The organism is Xanthobacteraceae bacterium (assembly GCA_019454205.1).
Classification (GTDB): Bacteria; Pseudomonadota; Alphaproteobacteria; order Rhizobiales; family Xanthobacteraceae.
In genome coordinates this window covers 2,454,349-2,473,395 of the sequence record CP075369.1, presented here as the reverse complement: position 1 = coordinate 2,473,395, position 19,047 = coordinate 2,454,349, and the positions used below count along the sequence as shown (strand labels likewise).

Annotated in this window: 17 protein-coding genes; 4 read left to right on the top strand and 13 right to left on the bottom strand. The window is 64.1% G+C overall.

Translation table 11 applies throughout. The annotated features are described in order from the left end of the window. Together KF794_12455 and KF794_12450 are read right to left on the bottom strand one after the other, a co-directional pair. On the bottom strand, positions 1-2,880 hold the full coding sequence (locus tag KF794_12455) for an EAL domain-containing protein (protein ID QYK44569.1): 2,880 nt from the start codon (positions 2,878-2,880) through the stop codon (positions 1-3). 162 nt (positions 2,881-3,042) lie between these two features. Beyond that, the gene (locus tag KF794_12450) at positions 3,043-4,044 is read right to left on the bottom strand and encodes an NAD(P)H-quinone oxidoreductase (protein QYK46698.1); all 1,002 of its coding nucleotides are present in this window, start codon (positions 4,042-4,044) and stop codon (positions 3,043-3,045) included. Positions 4,045-4,147: 103 nt separating this feature from the next. Here KF794_12450 and KF794_12445 point away from each other — a divergent pair, with 103 nt between their 5' ends. Further along, on the top strand, positions 4,148-4,330 hold the full coding sequence (locus KF794_12445; GenBank protein ID QYK44568.1) for a DUF1192 domain-containing protein: 183 nt from the start codon (positions 4,148-4,150) through the stop codon (positions 4,328-4,330). Positions 4,331-4,622: 292 nt separating this feature from the next. Next, positions 4,623-5,147: a DUF1465 family protein gene (locus KF794_12440; GenBank protein ID QYK44567.1), complete on the top strand. Its 525-nt coding sequence runs from the start codon at positions 4,623-4,625 to the stop codon at positions 5,145-5,147. Between the two features lie 72 nt (positions 5,148-5,219). On the opposite strand, the gene rpmE is transcribed toward KF794_12440, so the two are convergent. Further along, a complete protein-coding gene (gene rpmE / locus KF794_12435) occupies positions 5,220-5,501 on the bottom strand; it encodes a 50S ribosomal protein L31 (GenBank protein ID QYK44566.1) in 282 nt (93 codons plus the stop codon). 59 nt (positions 5,502-5,560) lie between these two features. Here rpmE and KF794_12430 point away from each other — a divergent pair, with 59 nt between their 5' ends. Next, on the top strand, positions 5,561-7,390 hold the full coding sequence (locus KF794_12430) for an ATP-binding cassette domain-containing protein (GenBank protein QYK46697.1): 1,830 nt from the start codon (positions 5,561-5,563) through the stop codon (positions 7,388-7,390). Between the two features lie 162 nt (positions 7,391-7,552). Here KF794_12430 and KF794_12425 read toward each other — a convergent pair whose 3' ends face one another. From KF794_12425 to KF794_12400, 6 genes are all read right to left on the bottom strand, one after another. Continuing rightward, positions 7,553-8,566 carry a peptidoglycan -binding protein gene (locus tag KF794_12425; protein ID QYK44565.1) on the bottom strand — a complete coding sequence of 338 codons (1,014 nt, stop codon included), beginning with the start codon at positions 8,564-8,566 and terminating at the stop codon, positions 7,553-7,555. 159 nt (positions 8,567-8,725) lie between these two features. Continuing rightward, entirely contained in the window at positions 8,726-9,742 is a 1,017-nt protein-coding gene (locus KF794_12420) for a flagellar motor protein MotA (GenBank protein ID QYK46696.1), read from the bottom strand. A gap of 108 nt (positions 9,743-9,850) precedes the next feature. Then, entirely contained in the window at positions 9,851-10,639 is a 789-nt protein-coding gene (locus KF794_12415; protein ID QYK44564.1) for an inositol monophosphatase, read from the bottom strand. A gap of 5 nt (positions 10,640-10,644) precedes the next feature. Then, a complete protein-coding gene (gene efp, locus KF794_12410; protein ID QYK44563.1) occupies positions 10,645-11,208 on the bottom strand; it encodes an elongation factor P in 564 nt (187 codons plus the stop codon). A 67-nt stretch (positions 11,209-11,275) separates the two neighbouring features. Then, positions 11,276-12,316 (bottom strand): sel1 repeat family protein, encoded by a 1,041-nt coding sequence (locus tag KF794_12405; protein QYK44562.1) that lies wholly within the window; start codon positions 12,314-12,316, stop codon positions 11,276-11,278. Next, the gene (locus KF794_12400) at positions 12,316-12,957 is read right to left on the bottom strand and encodes a thiamine phosphate synthase (protein QYK44561.1); all 642 of its coding nucleotides are present in this window, start codon (positions 12,955-12,957) and stop codon (positions 12,316-12,318) included. Before KF794_12400 ends, KF794_12405 begins: the two co-directional genes overlap by 1 nt. 176 nt (positions 12,958-13,133) lie before the next feature. Here KF794_12400 and KF794_12395 point away from each other — a divergent pair, with 176 nt between their 5' ends. Beyond that, positions 13,134-13,553 carry a hypothetical protein gene (locus tag KF794_12395; GenBank protein ID QYK44560.1) on the top strand — a complete coding sequence of 140 codons (420 nt, stop codon included), beginning with the start codon at positions 13,134-13,136 and terminating at the stop codon, positions 13,551-13,553. A gap of 10 nt (positions 13,554-13,563) precedes the next feature. Here the strand turns inward: KF794_12395 and KF794_12390 are convergent, their stop codons facing one another. The 4 genes from KF794_12390 to tkt all read right to left on the bottom strand — a co-directional run bounded on the left by KF794_12390 (position 13,564) and on the right by tkt (position 18,992). Next, positions 13,564-14,586, bottom strand: coding sequence for a fructose-bisphosphate aldolase class I (locus tag KF794_12390; protein QYK44559.1), 1,023 nt, complete (start codon positions 14,584-14,586; stop codon positions 13,564-13,566). Between the two features lie 32 nt (positions 14,587-14,618). After that, entirely contained in the window at positions 14,619-15,812 is a 1,194-nt protein-coding gene (locus KF794_12385; protein QYK44558.1) for a phosphoglycerate kinase, read from the bottom strand. Between the two features lie 140 nt (positions 15,813-15,952). After that, positions 15,953-16,960 carry a type I glyceraldehyde-3-phosphate dehydrogenase gene (gap, locus tag KF794_12380; GenBank protein ID QYK44557.1) on the bottom strand — a complete coding sequence of 336 codons (1,008 nt, stop codon included), beginning with the start codon at positions 16,958-16,960 and terminating at the stop codon, positions 15,953-15,955. A gap of 22 nt (positions 16,961-16,982) precedes the next feature. Next, on the bottom strand, positions 16,983-18,992 hold the full coding sequence (gene tkt / locus KF794_12375) for a transketolase (protein QYK44556.1): 2,010 nt from the start codon (positions 18,990-18,992) through the stop codon (positions 16,983-16,985). Between the last annotated feature and the right edge of the window lie 55 nt (positions 18,993-19,047).

Below are 19,047 nucleotides of genomic sequence, written 5' to 3'. Positions count from 1 at the left end.
CTAGACCGCTGCCTGCGCACGCGCTTTCGGGCGCGCGCCGATGGCGTCGGGAACGATGAGCTTGCGCGCCTCATCCGCGGTCATCGGCTCGCCGAAGGCATAGCCCTGCGCGAATTCGCATCCGAGCTGATACAGTTCGATCGCATCCGAATCCGACTCCGCCCCTTCCGCGACCACTTCCATGCCGAGATCGTGGGCAAGCTGGACGATGGCTCGCAAAATCACCGGACGCGCATTGCGCCCCTTGCCGGTGCCTTTCACGAATTGCTGGTCGATCTTCAGCGTGTCGAATGGAAAGCGTTGCAGATAGGCAAGCGATGAATAGCCGGTGCCGAAATCGTCGAGCGACAGTCCCGCGCCGAGTTCGCGGATCTTCGTCAGCATCTGCGCCGCCAGTTCCGGGTTCTCCATCACCAGCGACTCGGTGAGTTCGAGTTTCAGCGTGCCCGGCGATACCGCGTGGCGCGAGAGGATGCCCTTCACGTCCTGAATGAGATCGTGGCGCAGAAGCTGGCGCGAGGAGACATTCACCGCGACGAACAGCGGGTTCAGGTTCGGCAGCGCGCGCTGCCAGATCGCAAGCCGGCGCGCGGCGCGCTCCATCGCGAAGCGGCCGAGTTCGATGATGATGCCGGTCTCTTCCGCAAGCGGGATGAATTCGGCGGGGCCGAGGCGGCCGAGTTTCGGGTGGTTCCAGCGCATCAAGGCTTCGAACCCCGCGATGGTGCGGTCTTCGAGGCGCATCACCGGCTGGTAGAGAATGATGATCTCCTCGCGCTCCAGCGCCTTGCGCAGGTCGGATTCCAGCGTGACGCGGTCGATGCGCTCGTTGCGCATGGAGGGCTTGAAGACTTCGATACGGTCGTTGCCCGCCTGCTGCGCGGCGTGCATCGCGAGTTCGGCGTTCTTCAACACCTCGTCGCGGTCCTTGGTCTGGCCGTCGACCAGCGCGATGCCGATTGAGGCGGTCAGGAAAATCTGGCGCTCGCCGAAGCCGATGGGCGCTCGCACGGTGCGGCGGATGGTGTCGGCAAAGGCGGTGATGCGGTCGGCTTCGCGCTCCGAGAGCAGGATGATCGCGAACTGGTCGCCGGAGATGCGGGCCAGCGTGTCCTGCGGCTTGAGCAGGCGTTTCAGGCGGCGCGCGACGGTGAGCAGGATCGAATCCCCGGCCGCGGTGCCGACCGAGGTGTTCACCTGCTTGAACTTGTCGAGATCGACGATGACGAGGGTGGGGCGCACCTTGTCGTCGGCGCGGGCGAAGCCGAGCGCGGCATCAAGGCGGTCGAGGAACAGTTCGCGGTTCGGCAGGCCGGTGAGGTTGTCGTTCACGGCGTCCTGCAGAAGCCGCTCCTCGGCGGTCTTCCATTCGGTGATGTCGTTCATGGTGCCGACCACGCGCAGCACCTCGCCGTCGGTACCGACCACCGGCCGCGCACGCAGCGCGAACCAGAAGTAATGGCCGTCCTCCGCGCGCAGGCGAAGCTGCTGCATGATGCGGCCGCGGCGCTGGTCGAGGATGCCGTCGAGCGCCATGCGGAAACGGTCGCGGTCGGCCTGATGTACGAATTCCAGCCAGCCCGCGGCTTCGGTATCGAGCGTGCCGCGCGCAAGGCCGAGCAACTGCTCGGCTTCCGGGCCGACATATACGCGGTCGCGGATCACGTCCCAGTCCCAGACAATTTCAGCGGCGCCGGTCAGCGCCAGCGCGCGGCGCTCGATGTCGCTCATCATGCCTTCGGCGGTGACGCCGGCGAAGGCATGCTGCATCACCGTGAAGCCGATCAGCATCACGATCAGTTCGAGGCCGCCGAGCAGAGCGGGCGGAGCGAGGTCGTTGGTAATCAGGCCGCCGACGGCGAAGCCCGCCGCGAGCACCCAGACGGTCAGCAGGAACCAGGTCGGGATCAGCAGCACCGCGCGGTCGAAGCCGTGGGTCGCGAGATAGACGACCAGCGCGAAGCCGAACACCGACACGATCAGGAGCGACAGGCGCGCGATGCCGGCGGCAATCGCCGGATCGAACAGCGCGAGCGCCACCAGCGCGGAAAGGAAGATCAGCCAGCCTGCGGCAAGCTGCGCATAGCGCACATGCCAACGGCTGAGATTGAGGTACGCGAACAGGAAGACCACCAGCGTCGCCGCGAGTATGGCTTCGCCGGAAGCGCGCCAGAATTGCTCCGCGGCGGGCGAGAGCGAAAACACCTTGGCCCAGAAGTTGAAGTCGATGCCGATGTAACCGAGCACGGCCCATGCCAACGCCGCAGCGGCGGGGAACATCACGCTGCCCTTCACCACGAAGAGAATGGTGAGAAACAATGCGAGCAAACCGGCGACGCCGATGACGATGCCGTTATAGAGCGTGAATGAATTGACCTTGGCCTCGTAGGCGCGCGGATCCCACAAACGAAGTTGCGGAATCTGCTCCGAGGCAAGTTCGACCACGAAGGTCACGGTCGAGCCAGGGTCCATCGTGATCAGGTAGACTTCGGCGTCGGAATGGTTCTGGCGTTCCGGGCGGAAGCCCTGGCTCGGCGTGAGGTTGACGATTCGCGCCGCGCCGAGATCTGGCCAGAACACACCCGATCCCGACATCAGGTAGTTCGGCGCGACCAAGAGGCGATCGAGCTGTTCGTCGGAATTATTGGTGAGCGCGAAGACGATCCAGTTTGTGGTGCCGCTGGATGCGCGGGCGCGGACTTCGATGCGGCGCACGATGCCGTCGGTGCCCGGTGCGGTGGAGACCTGCAGGCGGTCGCCGTCGGTCTGATGACGCTCTACGGCGGGCAGGAGATCGAGGGCAGGGACGCCGGCGCGGACGGTGATGGCTTCGACCGCGCGCGCAGGCTCATGTCCCGCGGCAAGTGCCAGCAGGGCCATCGACGCAAGCAACAGCCTTCCGAACCGCAAAATCCCGCCCTCCGGGGAGAGGCCCGAATTCCCCCTCCGGACCAGAGGCGAGAAGTAGCCGCCCCATGCGGCGGCGGCAAGGCAAGGAAATATCGAGGTTAATTGGCTTGATCGGCGCTCCTCGACGACGTCTCAGCCCGCCGTCAGCACGATTTTCCCGACGTGCCCGCTCGACTCCATGCGCGCGTGGGCCTTCGCGGCCTCTGCGAGCGGAAAGGTGGAGTCGATCACCGGCCTGATCTTGCCCTGATCGAGCAGCGGCCACGCCTTTTCGAGGAGTGCTGCGGCTATCGCGGCCTTGTCCGCGACCGGGCGCGGGCGGAGTGTGGAGCCGGTGTAGGTGAGGCGCTTCGACATGATCTTGATGAGGTTCATCTCGACCTTGAAGCCCTGCTGGGTCGCGATCTGCACGATGCGGCCTTCGACCGCCGCGGCGTCGAGATTGCGGTCCACGTAGGGGCCGCCGACCATGTCGACGATGAGATCGGCGCCCTTGCCGCCGGTATGCTCCTTGGTCAGTGCGACGAAATCCTGTGTCTTGTAGTCGACCGCCACATCGGCACCGAGCTTCACGCAGGCATCGCATTTTTCCTTCGAGCCTGCGGTGACGATCACCTTCGCGCCGAAGGCTTTCGCCAGCATGATCGCCGTGGTGCCGATGCCGCTGGAGCCGCCGTGCAGCAGCAAGGTCTCGCCCGCGCGCAGGCGTCCGCGCTCGAACACGTTGTGCCAGACGGTGAAGAAGGTTTCTGGGAGTGCGGCCGCTTCGGTGAAAGAGAAGCCTTTCGGCACGGGCAGCGCATTGCTCTCGTCGACGATCGCATATTCGGCGTAGCCGCCGCCCGCGACCAGCGCGCAAACCTTGTCGCCAAGCTTCCAGCGCTTCGCGTTCGCGCCGAGTGCCGCGACTTCGCCCGCGATTTCGAGTCCCGGATAATCCGGCGCGCCCGGCGGCGGCGGATACTTGCCCTGCCGCTGCATCACGTCGGGGCGGTTCACGCCCGCCGCCAGCACGCGAACCAGAATCTGCGTGCCTTCGGGTTTCGGCACGGGACGCTGTTCCGGCTTCAGCACTTCCGGCGCGCCGGGAGTGGAAACGGCGATAACGGTCATCTGTTCGGGCAAGGACATGATATTCGCTCCGGCAATTTATGGCCTGTCCTTAGAGCGCCCGCGCAGCCATGACAAATCACCGGCCTTGCGCGATACACTGGGCAACGGATGCCGGGAGGAAAAAATGGAAGACGATCGTCCGAAGAAGAAAGTCGTGCACGAAATCGGCGCCGACCTCTCGATGATTTCCGCCGGCGAACTGCGCGAGCGCATCGCGCTGCTGAAAGAGGAGATCGCACGGCTGGAAGCCGACATTGCGAAGAAGGAAGCCTCGAAATCGGCCGCCGACAGCTTTTTCAAGCGTTGAAATTCATCGCAATTTTACGAATTAACCACTCATTAAGGTTTCGAGATCACTATTCGAATTGTCCAGTTTCTGGACGTCGAGTGGCTCCTGTCCACTCTGTTTGACGCCTCCCTGTGAACAGACTTCGAGCCGCTCTTTTGGGCGGCTCTTTTTTTGTGCCGTTCCCGCACAGTGTGCGCGGCATGCAACGTGCACTGAAAAATCGGCGGCAATCGCCGACGATGCCGCATGTGCCGCTTCTTCCCGCTTGGGCGGGAACGCGAGCGGCGGTACAAGACTGCCGGGGAAGGACATGTCCGACGCAATTAAGAAATCCGGTTTTCCCGTTCACCTCGCCGAGCGGATGGTTTCGGGCGAACAATTCGCCGCGCTGTTCCGCGAAGGCATGGCGCTGGTCGAAACCACGGCTGCCTATCTCGACGGGCCGGGCCGCGCGGAAGCGAAAGCGCTGAACCGCGCCGGCGCGCTGGCCTATGCAACCGAATCCATGCGCCTCACCACGCGGCTCATGCAGATCGCGTCGTGGCTTCTGCTCCAGCGCGCGGTGAACGAAGGCGAACTCACCTTCGACCAGGCGAAAACCGAAAAGAGCAAGGTGAAGCTCTCGAACTGGCAGACGCCCCACGAAGAATCCATGGCGTCGCTGCCCGTGCGCCTGCGCAGCCTGATCGAATCTTCCCGCAATGTTCACGAGCAGGTCACGCGGCTCGACCAGCTCATCTACAATCCGGAAACCGATGCGCCGAAAGCGGCGGTCAATCCGGTCGAGCATCAACTGGGATTGCTCCGCGCCGCCTTCAGTACGGCCAAGGGCTGAGCGCTTCCACGCGCTGAAACAAAAAACCCCGCGGTCGCCCGCGGGGTTTTGTATTTCCGGTTGCCCGAAGAATTACTTCTTCTTCGCGTCTTTCGCGGGCGCGGCCGGAGCCTTGTCGCCAGCCGGAGTACCGGCTGCGCCGATCGAACCGAACTTGTTCTTGAAACGCGACAGGCGGCCGCCGCGGTCGAGCAGTTGTGCCGAGCCGCCGGTCCATGCCGGGTGCGTCTTCGGGTCGATGTCGAGGTTCAGCTTGTCGCCCTCCTTGCCCCAGGTCGAGCGCGTCGTGTATTCCGAGCCGTCCGTCATCACGACCTTGATGGTGTGGTAGTCGGGGTGAATGCCTTCTTTCATCGCCAATCCTCTTCACTCAGGCGCGAAAGGGGCCGCGCCAGGTCAATCCATAAGCCTCGCTGATTGGCGGGCGATATAGCCGAGGGCGTCCTGTGACTCAAGCCGAGCCTGTTCCACCCTCCGGGGCTGCCCCCTCGCGGGCTTCCGCAGGCCCGATCCGCCCGCTTTTGGCCCTTATGCCCTATGTCCTGCGCTACCGGGGGCGTTTTGCCGCGGCTGTCGCGGCCCTGTTCGTGGCGGCGGTGGCGACGCTGGCGATCCCGCTGGCGGTACGCCGGATGATCGACCTCGGCTTCGCGCAGGATGCGGGCGGGACCGTCAACCAGTATTTCGGTGCGATCCTCGGCGTGGTGGCCGTGCTCGCGCTGGCGAGTGCCGCCCGCTACTACCTCGTGACGACAATCGGCGAGCGCGTGGTCGCGGACCTGCGGAATGCGGTGTTCGGCCAAGTGATCGCGCTTGATGCCGGTTTTTACGACAGCGCGCGTGCGGGCGAGATCACCTCGCGCCTTACCGCCGACACCACGCAGATCAAATCCGCGGTTGGTTCTTCTGCTTCGGTCGCGCTGCGTAACGCGCTCCTGCTGATCGGCGCTATCGCGATGATGGTGGTGACGTCGCCGAGGCTGTCGCTGCTTGTGCTGATCGCGATTCCCGCGGTGATGCTGCCGCTGTTCGGCTTCGGGCGCGCGGTACGCAAGCGCTCGCGCATGGCACAGGACATGCTGGCGGATGCGACCGCGTTCGCATCCGAAGCGATAGGCGCGGCGAAGACCGTGCAGGCGATGACCGCCGAAGACGCCGCGCGTTTGCGCTTCTCCGGCGCCGTTGAGCGCGCATATGAAGCCGCACAGGCGGCGACGAAATCGCGCGCGCTGCTCACAGCCATTGCGATTTTCCTCGCCTTCGCTTCCGTCGTGCTGATTTTGTGGTCCGGTGCGCAGTCGGTGCTCGCAAAGGAAATGTCGCCGGGTACGCTCGGCCAGTTCGTGCTCTATGCGGTATTCGCGGCGGGGGCGCTCGGCGCGCTCTCGGAAGTCTGGGGCGAAATCTCGCAGACCGCGGGCGCGGCGGAGCGCATCATCGAATTGCTGAACGTGCAGCCCGCGATCGTCGCGCCCGCCGCGCCGCTGGCTTTGCCTGCGAAGCTGCGCGGGGAAGTGCGCTTCGAGGGCGTGACCTACGCCTATCCGTCGCGCCGCGATACCAACGTGCTGACGGACGTGACGTTCACGGCTGCGCCCGGCGAACGCATTGCGATTGTCGGTCCTTCCGGTTCGGGCAAGAGCACGCTGTTTCATCTGCTGCTTCGCTTCGACGATCCGCAGGCGGGAAGGGTGCTGCTCGACGGCATCGACATTGCGAAGGCCGATCCGCTTGGCGTTCGCAGGAACATCGCGCTGGTGCCGCAGGATCCGGTGATCTTTGCGGCTTCCATCGCCGAGAACATCCGCTACGGCAGGCCCGATGCGAGCGACGACGAAGTAAAGCGCGCCGCGGACACAGCGCTGGTGTCGGAGTTCGTGGCCGCGCTTTCGCAAGGTTTCGATACGCCGGTCGGAGAGCGTGGCGTCACGTTATCGGGTGGGCAGCGGCAGCGGCTCGCGATTGCGCGTGCTGTGCTGCGCGATGCGCCGGTGCTGCTCCTCGACGAGGCCACCTCCGCGCTGGACGCTGAGAGCGAAGCGCTGGTGCAGCAGGCGCTGGAGCGCACGATGGAAGGGCGTACGTCGCTGGTGATCGCGCACAGGCTCGCCACCGTGCTCGGCGCGGACCGCATCGTCGTGTTGCAGAAGGGTCGCGTGGCGGAAGAAGGTACGCACGCGAAACTCTCCGCGAGTGGCGGGCTTTATTCGCGCCTCGCGGCGTTGCAGTTCGGCAATCATTGAGGCCTCATCCTGAGGAGCCGCGCGAAGCACGGCGTCACGAAGGATGAGGTTCATGGCTCGAGACGCGATGCACACAAGTCGGCTTTAGCCGACGTGTGCATTTTTTAAATCCGATGTCCGGTAAACCCGGCATCGGTGCATCGCTCCTCACCATGAGAGAAGTCAACGCTCGGTGATCTTCAGTTCGATGCGGCGGTTGCGGCGGTAGGCATCGTCGTTGTTCGCGGGGTCGATGGGCTGGAATTCGCCGAAGCCCGCGGCGACGAGGCGGTCGGGTGAGAGGCCCTTCGTCATCAGGTATTTCACGACCGAGATCGCGCGCGACGAGGAAAGCTCCCAGTTCGAGGGAAAGCGCGCGTTCGAGATCGGCCGTACGTCGGTGTGGCCGTCCACCCGCAGCACCCACGGAATATCCTTCGGGATTTTGTCGACCAGTTCGAGCAGCGCGGCCGCCAGCTTGTCGAGTTCGGGCGCGGCGCTGTCCTTCAGGTCGGCGGAGCCGGGATCGAAGAACACTTCCGACTGGAACACGAAGCGGTCGCCGACGATGCGGATTTCCGGGCGGTTGCCGAGCACTTCGCGCAGCCTGCCGAAGAAATCGGAGCGGTAGCGGTTTAGTTCCTGCACGCGCTGCGCGAGCGCGACGTTGAGGCGGGAGCCGAGATCAGAAATCTTGGTCTGGCTTTCCTTCTCGCGCTTTTCGGAGGCCTCCAGCGCCGCTTCGAGTGCCGCGATCTGGCGGCGCAGCGCGACGAGTTGCTGGTTCAGGAGCGTGATCTGCGACACCTGTTGCGAGCTGAGTTTTTTCTCCGCTTCGAGGTCGGCGGCGATTGAATCGATCCGCGTTTTCGCGTCGCCAAGGCCGACGCCGTCGCCGCGCAGCTTATCGCGCTCGGCTTCGGTGGCGCGCAGGCTCGCGCGCAATCCGGAAAGCTGGTCTTCGAGCGAAGCGGAAGTCGCGCGCTCCAGCGACAGCAGGTCGGCAAGCTGCTTGAGCTGCACGTTCAGGCGCGTGAGCTGGTCCTGCTTGCCCGCGATCTCGCGTCCAAGAAAATACTGCGCGATCATGAAGACCGAGATCAGGAAGATGAAGACGAGCAGCAGCGTCGAGAGCGCGTCGACGAAGCCCGGCCAGTAGTCGATCCTGCGGTCGGCGCGCGAGCGGCCCAGCGCCATTAGCTAGTGTCCCGTATCCGGCGTTCGCTTAGGGGTTCGGTGGCCTCCGAGCGAACGCCGGATACGAAGGACACTAGCCATTTATAACTGCGGTGATCCTTTGGTTCTGACATTCGCAAATGAGTTCGCGAGTAGCGCCGTACGAATGTCAGAACCGGATCACCGCCTCCGTTCGCCGGTTTCCGCGCGTGCGATGCGCTCCAGCAGTTCGCGGATTTCACCCTGCCGGTCGGCCTGCGCCTCCACCCAGTCGCGGAGCATCTGCTGTTCGGTGCGCATGTGCTGGACGAGTTCCTGCAAGCTGCCGGCAAGGTTCGCCATCGCTTTCGTGCCGCGTTCTCCACCGGAAGCCTCGATGGTTTTTTCGAGACGCTGGATCGCAGCGGCCAGTGGCGCGGCCGAAGCGGCGCCCGCGCCGGAAACATCCGTCTGCGCCACGCCGAGATCCTCGACCGTGGTCGAAAGCCAGTCTTCGAGATCGGTATAGAAGCGGTTCTGCGCCTGGCTCGCTTGCAGATCGAGGAAGCCGAGCACCAGCGATCCGGCAAGGCCGAACAGCGACGACGAGAACGCAATGCCCATGCCGCCGAGCGGCGCGGCAAGGCCGGATTTCAGATCGTCGAAGATGCGCGCGGAGTCGCCGCTCGCATCCAGCGAGGAAATCACCCGGCCGATTGAGCCGACGGTTTCCAGCAGGCCCCAGAAGGTGCCAAGCAGGCCGAGGAACACGAGCAGGCCCGCGAGATAGCGGCCGACGTCGCGCGACTCATCCAGCCGCGTGCCGATGGATTCGAGAATGCCGCGCATGGTGAGTTGCGAGATGGTCATGCGGCCCACGCGGTCGCGCAGCAGCATCGCCATCGGCGCGAGCAGCACCGGCGCGCGATCCACCGCAAGGCCCGGATCGGCGACGCGGAATTCGTTCACCCAGCGCACTTCCGGAAACAGCCGCGCCACCTGCCGCACCGAGAGGATAATGCCGATCAGCAAGACGCCGAGGATCAATCCGTTCAGCAGCGGGTTCGCGAGGAAGGCGTTGTAAATCTGTTTGTAGAGCAGGGTCGCGATCAGCGCCGCGAGCACCAGAAATACCGTCATGCGGAGCAGAAAAATCCGCGGCGAAGAAATCTTCGCGTATCCGTCGATACCGTCCGTCGCTTTCGCCTTGCGCGCCATCTCCTGCCGCCACTCCACGGTTTACCGCCACCCGTGACGAGTATCGCACGGGAAACAGCCAAATAAAGTCCGGTGACGGCAGAATGACGGCGGGTGCGATGCGACCCGTTACGCGCTTTTGAGCAGCTTCAGGATTTGCGGCTGCAAATCGGGATTGGCGATGACGATGTGACCCTTGGTCAGCATGTCGGGGCCGCCATCGAGATCGGTGACGAAGCCGCCGGCCTCCTGCAAGATCACGATACCAGCGGCCATGTCCCATGGCGAAAGATCGCGTTCCCAGAATCCGTCAAAGCGTCCGCTTGCAACCCACGCGAGATCAATCGAGGCCGCACCCGTGCGGCGCAGGCCGGCGACTTCCGGCTGCATGCGCTCGATCTCGCGGCGGAAGCGCGCGAGATCCCCGCGGCCCTGATGCGGGATGCCGCAAGTGATGACGGAGTCGGCGAGGGTGCGGCGCGCGGCGACGCGGATGCGGCGGTCGTTGAAGAACGCGCCCTTGCCGCGCTCGGCGGCGTAGAGTTCGTCCATGATCGGATTGTAGATCACGCCCGCGACCGGCACGCCGTCCTTCACGAGACCGATGGATACCGCGAACAGCGGAATGCCGTGCAGGAAGTTCGTGGTGCCGTCGAGCGGATCGACGATGAAGGTGTGCGAGGCGTCCTTGCCCTTCACTTCGCCGCTCTCTTCCATGACGAAGCCGAAGTCGGGCCGCGCCTTGGAGAGTTCGTTGAAGATGATCTGCTCGGCGCGCTTGTCGGCGGCGGAGACGAAGTTGCCCGGCCCCTTCACCGAAACTTGCAGATGCTCGACCTCGTTGAAGTCGCGCACCAGCGCGCGGCCCGCCTTGCGCGCGGCCGCCGCCATCACGGTGTAATTTGCGGAACGGAGCAAGCCGCTTACTCGGCGCGGCGGACGTAGGTGATTTCGTTGGTATCGACCACGACCTTCTCGCCGGTGCCGATGAACGGCGGCACCATCACGCGCAGGCCGTTCTCGAGCTTGGCCGGCTTGTACGAGGACGCCGCAGTCTGGCCCTTCACGACCGGATCGGCTTCGACGATCTCCAGCGTGACGTAGTCGGGCAGCTTGATGCCGATGGGACGCTCGTCGTGCATTTCCAGCGTGACGGTCATGCCGTCCTGGAGAAAGAGCGCTCGCTCGCCGACGAATTCTTCCGCGAGGCTGATCTGTTCGTAGGTGTCGGAGTCCATGAATACGAGGTTCTCGCCCTCTTTATAGAGGTACTGGAAATCCTTCTGCTCCAGCCTGCCGCGCTCGACGCGCTCGTCGGAGCCGAAGCGGTTGTTGAGCTTGCGGCCGTCGATCAGGTTTTTGAGTTCGACCTGATTGTAAGCGGGGCCTTTGCCCGGCTTCACCGCCATGGTCTTCACCGCGACCCAAAGGCTGTTCTGGTACTCGATCACGTAGCCGGGGCGGATTTCGTTGCCGTTGATTTTCATGGATGTTCCTCGAAGCGCGGGGCTTCGTGCCGCGCATCGCGAGTGCCGTCAAGCCGGAAGTGAATAATCAGGTATTCGAGGCTACCCGCGAGCGCAGCCACTCCCGCAGGATGTCCTCCGCCTTCTTCTTGTCCTCGGCTTTCATGTCACCGAAGGCATCGTCCAGCATGGGGTCGGAGACGTTCTGCGAGCGGGCGAGGAGGTGCCAGGCCATCGCCTCGATCTGGTTCTTTTCGACACCACGGCCGAGCAGCAGCATCCGGGCGAGGCGGTTCTGGGCCACGGGATTTCCCTTGAGGGCAGCGCGGCGCATGGTCTGTGCGCCGAGTTGCTCATCCTTATCGGTGCCCTTGCCGTTGAAAATGGCAATCGCCAGTTCGACGGTCGCGGGGATGTGGTCGTTCTGCGCGGCGCGGCGAAGCCAGCGCACCGACTCGGATAGGTCCTGCTTCACGCCCTGACCTTCCTGATGGAAAATCGCCATCGCGTGCTGCGCGTCGGGGATGTCTTTTTCCGCGGCCACGCGCATCAGTTTCGCGGCCTCGGCAAAATCCTGCCGGAACACCTGACCTTCGAGATAAAGCAGCGCGAGGTTGTAGGCGGCGGCGGCGTGACCCTTGTCGGCGGCGCGGCGCAGCCACTTTGCGCCTTCGTCGCGGTCGCGCTTCACACCAATACCCTGCATGTATTGCATGCCGACCGCGAACAGCGCGGAGACGTCGCCTGCCTTCACGGCGCGCTGATACCAGTCGAAGGATTTTTTCAGGTCGCGTTTTACGCCGAGGCCTTCGCCGTAGATTTCGCCGAGCAACGTCATCGCTTTTGCGTCGTTCAGCTTCTCGGCGCGATATTCCGCCGCCTGTACGGCTTCGAGATAGCGGTGACCCTGAAATGCAGCGAAGGCGAAGTTCGGGTCTTTCGCGGCGTCTGCCACGACGAAGGGCTGGTTGCGCGCAAGCGGAACGGTGATCGTGTGCACCAGCACGCGGCCGGTTGGGGAAAGTTTTTTGGTATTCGCCGCGGGCGGGAGAATGTTCTCGTCCGCAGCGAAGGCTGAAGAGACGCCAAGCGCAAGCGCGAGGCAGAATGGCAACGCGAACTTGTTCATCAGGCGTGTTCCCGAACCCTCGCCAGTCCGGCAGCGCGCGCGATAATTGCGGCCGGACCTTCCGGCGCGGTCCAGAGCATCTCGCCGAACGCGATGAAATCCGCGCGCGCGTTCAAGAGCAGGGAGGCCTCGTCGAGATTTCCTGCATAGGCGCAGCAAGACGTCTGGAAAATCTCGGCCCACCACGACACACGCTCGACCAGTGCGGAAAAGCCGGGACGCTTGCCTTCTGCATCGGGTTCGCCGAACAGCACGAAATCGACGCCCGCTTCGGCTGCGACCATCGAGTCGTGGCGCGTGACCAGTCCGCCGACACCGGCGATGCGGCCCGGCGCGAGCGAAGGCATCGCAGCTTGCAGCAGCGGCAGCGAAGGAAAGAATGCGCCGTCGGCGCCCGCGACGCTGACCAGATCGTTCTGTTCCGAAAGCAGCAGTGCTGCGCCGGAAGACTGCACCGGCGTCGCCAACGCGCGGAATTGCGTGAGCGCGGCTTCGCCGGTTGCATTCGAGCGCGCGATGACGGCTGCGATTGGCGCCGCGCGGCAGGCTTCGCCGAGCACGGGCGCGAATGCCGCCGCATCCTCGAGCAGAGGCGTAATGAGGATCAGCCGTTTGGCTGCGTTTTCTGCCGCTTCCGACACGCGATCTCCTGTCCCGGAGGTTTGCCGGAGAAGCGGGGCGAAAAAGGGGCTTCTCCGAATCGGCGGCGTCCAGCTTATCCGCTTCGGGTTCCGGCGGAAGGTTCCGCGGTACCTGTTGCGTGCAACATTTGCGTTTCTATGATGCCGCCCGCGAAAGCACTGGAGCGCATGCAAAAATGAAAACGGTTCGGTTGCCGGTCCCGGCGTTCATCCTCGCCATTGCCACGGGAGTCGTGCTCTGGCCGTCCGCCGGGAATGCGCAGGAAATCTTCGGCTGCTGGGAAACCGACCGCAACGCCGACGAGGCGCGGAAAATCTGCATCAACCGCGACCTCGACCTCGATCAGGTGACGTTCCACAGCCGGGGCGACTCGGGAAGCTGCGACTATTACCCCGTGGTGCGCGGAGTGCGCGAAGGCGTCATCTACGTTTTCACGGTACCGCCGGGAACCGACAACTGCACGGACCATCACGGGCGCCGCACCGGGTCGGTGCCGGGCACGATGCGCTGTCAGGTGATGGACGAGAAGCGGATGGCCTGCGAGACGGCGTGGCTCGGCTACGACACCATCCAGCAGATCTATTACCGGAAGTGACGCGCGGCGATCAGGCCGCGCGCTTCTCCAGATCGTTCTTCCATTCGCCCGTGGAGGCGAGGCCGTTCATCTTCGCGCGGTGCGCGAACGCGGCTTGCGCGGACGCGACGTTCGCGCTCTTGCCGCCCCATGCCTTCTGCGGCGCGGCCTGCAACGCGCGGCCATAGGAGAAGGTCAGCTTCCAGGGCAGGTTGCCGATCTTGTTCATGGCGTCGAGATGCGCGGTCGCTTCTTCGTCCGACTGGCCGCCGGAGAGGAAGGCAATGCCCGGCACCGCGCCCGGCACGCAGGCCTTCAGCAGCTTCACGGTTTTTTCCGCGACTTCCTGCACGCCTGCACGCTTCGCGGCTTTCTTGCCGGAGATCGCCATGTTTGGCTTCAGCACGATGCCTTCGAGCGGGACGCGCTGGAAATAGAGCTGCTGGAAGGTTTCCTTCAGCACCCACTCGGTGACTTCGAAGCAGCGGTCGATGGAGTGGTCGCCGTCCATCAGGACTTCCGGCTCGACGATCGGCACGATCTGGGCGGCCTGACAAAGCGCGGCATAGCGCGCGAGCGCGTGCGCGTTCGTCATGATCGCCGTGTGCGAGGGGATGCCCGGCGCGATGTCGATGACCGCGCGCCACTTCGCGAAGCGCGCGCCCTGCTCGTAATATTTCGGCAGGCGGTCGGCGAGCTTGTCGAGGCCGATGGTGATGAGTTCGCCGGGGCAATTCGGCAAGGGCTTGGTGCCTTCGTCTACCTTGATGCCGGGAATCGAGCCGGCCTTCTTGATGATGTCGACCAACGGCGTGCCGTCCTTCGCCTTCTGCCAGATGGTCTCGTCATAGAGGATGACGCCGGAGATGTGCTTCATGCCTTCGGTGGAGCGGAACATCAGCTCGCGATAGTCGCGGCGATTGTCTTCCGTGCTTTCCACGCCGATGGCGTCGAAACGCTTCTTGATGGTGCCGGAGGATTCGTCGGCGGCGAGGATGCCTCTGCCCGGCGCGACCATCGCTTCCGCGACCTTGTTCAGTTCTGCGAGATTCATCGTTCTCTCCCTCACGATCTCTTCTTTTGCGATTACTTTACCGCAAGCGCGGCGACGCCGGGAAGCGTCTTGCCTTCCAGCCATTCGAGGAATGCGCCGCCCGCGGTGGAAATGTAGGTGAAGCGGTCCGCCGCGCCGGCGTGTTCGAGTGCGGCGACCGTATCTCCGCCGCCCGCGACCGAGCGCAGCTTTCCGGCCTGCGTCAGTTCGGCAGCCGCTTCCGCCACTTCGTTGGTGCCCATGTCGAACGGTTCCATCTCGAACGCGCCGAACGGGCCGTTCCATACCAGCGTCTTGGAGGACGCGAGCGCGGCAATGATATGGCCGATGCTCTCGCGGCCGATGTCGAGGATCATGTCGCCGTCCCCGACCTTGTCCGCACTGATCGCCTTCGACGGAGCATGCGCCTTGAACTCGCCCGCGACTACCACGTCGCTCGGCAGGATGATCTCGCAGTCGTTCGCCTTCGCCTTTTCCATGATGGCGCGGGCGGTATCGAGCAGGTCTTTCTCAAAGAGCGACTTGCCGACCGGCTTGCCCTGTGCGGCAAGGAAGGTGTTGGCCATCGCGCCGCCGATGGCGAGCTTGTCCACCTTCGCGAGCAGGTTGCCGAGCAGTTCGAGCTTGGTCGAAATCTTCGCGCCGCCCGCGACCGCTATTACCGGACGCTCCGGCTTTTCGAGCGCGCTCGCGAGCGCTTCGAGTTCGGCTTGCAGGGCGCGGCCTGCGAAGGCCGGCATCTTGTGCGCGAGGCCTTCGGTCGAGGCGTGCGCGCGGTGCGCGGCGGAGAAGGCGTCGTTCACGTAGACGTCGCCGTGCCTTGCGAGCGCCGCCACGAAATCCGGTTCGTTCTTTTCCTCGCCCTTATGGAAGCGGGTGTTTTCGAGAACGAGGGTTTGCCCCGGCTGCAGGATCGAAACCGCTTTCTCGGCGTCCGGCCCGATGCAGTCGGGTGCGAACAGCACCATCCTGTCGAGTGCGGTCGCGAGCACGTTCACGAGCGGCTCCAGCGACTGGGATTTGTCCACGCCCTTCGGTCGTCCGAAGTGCGAAAGCAGGATCACCTTCGCGCCCTTGTCCGCGAGTTCGCGAATGGTGGGCAGCACGCGCGCAATCCGCGTCATGTCGGTGACGCGGCCATTTTCCATCGGCACGTTGAGGTCAACGCGCACGAGGACGCGCTTATTCTTTACGTCGGCCTGGTCGAGAGTTTTGAAAGAGGACATAACGCTACAAAAGATTGAGACAAGAAAAAACGGGACTCACTATTGTGAGTCCCGCTTGGACCAGAGATAGAGCGAGATGACGAGCATCACGCTGAAGAAAGCGAGACCGGCATAGCCTACGATCTGGTCGATGGTCATGGTCAGCCGAGCTTGCCCATCGCAATTGCCGTGTCGGCCATGCGGTTCGAGAAGCCCCACTCGTTGTCGTACCAGGACAGCACGCGCACCAGCGTTCCATCCATCACCTTGGTCTGGTCGAGGTGGAAGATCGACGAGTGCGGATCGTGGTTGAAGTCGATCGAGACGTTGGGCTGGTCGGTGGTGCCGAGGATGCCCTTGAGCTGCTGGGCGGCCGCGCGCTTCACGGCTTCGTTGATCTCTTCCTTGCTGGTCGCTTTCTTCGCGACGAACTTGAAATCGACCACCGAGACGTTCGGCGTGGGTACGCGGATCGAGACGCCGTCGAGCTTGCCGTTCAGTTCGGGCAGCACGAGGCCGACCGCCTTCGCAGCGCCGGTCGAGGTCGGGATCATCGAGAGAGCGGCAGCGCGCGCGCGATAGAGATCCTTGTGCATGGTGTCGAGCGTCGGCTGGTCGCCGGTATAGGCGTGGATCGTGGTCATGAAGCCTTTTTCGATGCCGATGGCATCGTTCAGCACCTTCGCAACCGGCGCGAGGCAGTTGGTGGTGCAGGAGGCGTTCGAGACGACCTTGTGGTCCGGCGAGAGCTTGTCGTGGTTCACGCCGTAGACGACCGTGAGGTCGGCGCCATCGGCGGGAGCGGAGACCAGCACGCGCTTCGCGCCAGCGGCGAGATGAGCGGAAGCCTTGTCCTTCGACGTGAAGATACCGGTGCATTCCAGCGCGATGTCGACGCCGAGATCCTTGTGCGGGAGCTTCGACGGGTCCTTTTCCGCGGTGACCTTGATCGGGCCGAAGCCGACGTCGATGGTGTCGCCCGCGACTTTCACGTTGCCGTTGAAGCGGCCATGCACGGAGTCGAAGCGGAACAGGTGCGCGTTGGTCTCGACCGGGCCGAGATCGTTGATCGCGACGACCTGAATATCCTTGCGGCCGTTCTCCGCGATGGCGCGGAGAACATTGCGGCCGATGCGGCCGAACCCATTGATTGCAACCCGAACAGCCATTTCTCTTCCTCGCTGGTAGTCGTTATTGCGCGGCGGACTTCTTCGCCGCGGCTTGCGTGGGCAACGCCTTCGTTGCCGCTTCCACGATCGCTTCCGCAGTGATGCCGAAGCGCTTGTAGAGTTCCTTGTAGGGCGCGCTCGCGCCGAAGCCGTTCATGCCGACGAACAGGCCGTCCGCGCCGATGATCGAATCCCAGCCCATGCGGATCGCGGCTTCGCTCGCGAGCTTCACCGGCGCATTGCCGATCACCTTCGCGCGGTAGCTTTCCGGCTGGTCGAAGAACAGGTCCATGCAGGGCACGGAGACGACGCGCGTGGGGATGCCGTTCTTCTCAAGCGCCGCCTGTGCGGCGATGCAGAGCGAAACTTCCGAACCGGAAGCGAACAGCGAGACTAGCGCTTCGCCGCTCGCGGGCGAAAGCTCGTAAGCGCCCTGCTTGCAAAGGTTGCCCTTCTCGTTTTTGAGGCGAAGTGCAGGCAGGTTCTGGCGGGTGAGGGCCAGCACGCTCGGCGCTTCCTCGAGGCGAAGGGCGGCGTCCCAGCACTCGGCGGTTTCGACCTGATCGGCAGGGCGAAACAGGTAGAGGTTCGGGATCGCGCGCAGCGCGGCGAGGTGTTCGACCGGTTGATGCGTCGGACCGTCTTCGCCGACGCCGATGGAGTCGTGCGTCATGACGTGGATCACGCGAATGCCCATCAGTGCCGCAAGGCGCAGCGATGGGCGGCAGTAATCCGCGAATACGAGGAAAGTGCCGGAGAAGGGGATCACGCCGCCATGCAGGGTCATGCCGTTCATCGCGGCGGCCATGCCGTGCTCGCGGATGCCCCAGTGAATAAAGTGACCGGCGAAGTTGTCGGCGGAGACCGCCTTCATCGCCTTGGTGCGCGTGTTGTTGGAGCCGGTGAGGTCGGCGGAGCCGCCGATCATTTCCGGCGCAACCGCGCAGATCGCTTCCAGTGCATTCTCGGAAGCCTTGCGGGTCGCAATCTCCGGCTTCTCGGCAACCGCCTTTTCCTTCAGCGCATCAATCGCCGCGCCGAGACCGGCGGGCAGCTTGCCGTGCAGGCGGCGCTCGAACTCGGCCTTCTTCGGAGAAGCGTCGAGACGCTTGCGCCAGCTGGCGCGGGCATCGGCCGCGCGGGTGCCGGCCTTGCGCCATGCTTCCAGAATGTCGGCCGGGATTTCAAACGGGCCGTAATTCCAGTTGAGGTTCTTGCGCGCGCCCTCGATTTCCTTCTCGCCGAGCGGCGAGCCGTGCGCGCCTGCGGTATCGACCTTGGTCGGCGCGCCGTAGCCGATATGCGTCTTGCAGGCGATCAGCGTCGGGCGGTCGGACTTCTGCGCGTCGAGGATAGCTTTCTCGATGGCGACCGGATCGTGGCCGTCGATGCGAAGTGCATTCCAGCCGGAAGCCTTGAAACGCGCGACCTGATCGGTGGAGTCGGAGAGCGAAATCTTGCCGTCGATGGAGATGCCGTTGTCGTCGAACAGCACGATCAGCTTGTTCAGCTTCAGGTGCCCGGCAAAGGCGAGCGCTTCCTGGCTGATGCCTTCCATCAGGTCGCCGTCGGAGGCGATTACATAAGTAAAGTGATCGACCAGATCGTTGCCGAACTCGGCGTTGAGCAGCCGCTCGGCGAGCGCCATGCCGGTCGCGTTCGCGATGCCCTGGCCGAGCGGGCCGGTCGTGGTTTCGATGCCACGGGTCACGAAGTTCTCGGGGTGGCCCGGTGTTTTCGAATCGAGCTGACGGAACCGCTTGATTTCGTCGAGCGTCACGTCCTCGTGGCCGGTGAGGTACAGGAGGGCGTAGAGCAGCATCGAGCCGTGGCCAGCGGACAGCACGAAGCGGTCGCGGTCGGGCCAGTCGGTCGCTTTCGGATCGAATTTGAGGATTTTGGTGAACAGGACGGTCGCGATGTCGGCCGCGCCCATCGGCAGGCCCGGATGGCCGGATTTCGCCGCTTCCACCGCGTCCATCGCGAGCGCGCGAATGGCGTTTGCCAAACGGTCATGCTGCTCGCGGCTCATCGCGTTTTCACCCTTGGTTCCGGGGGCTAAGAAGGTGGCGTTGCCATAGCACCCC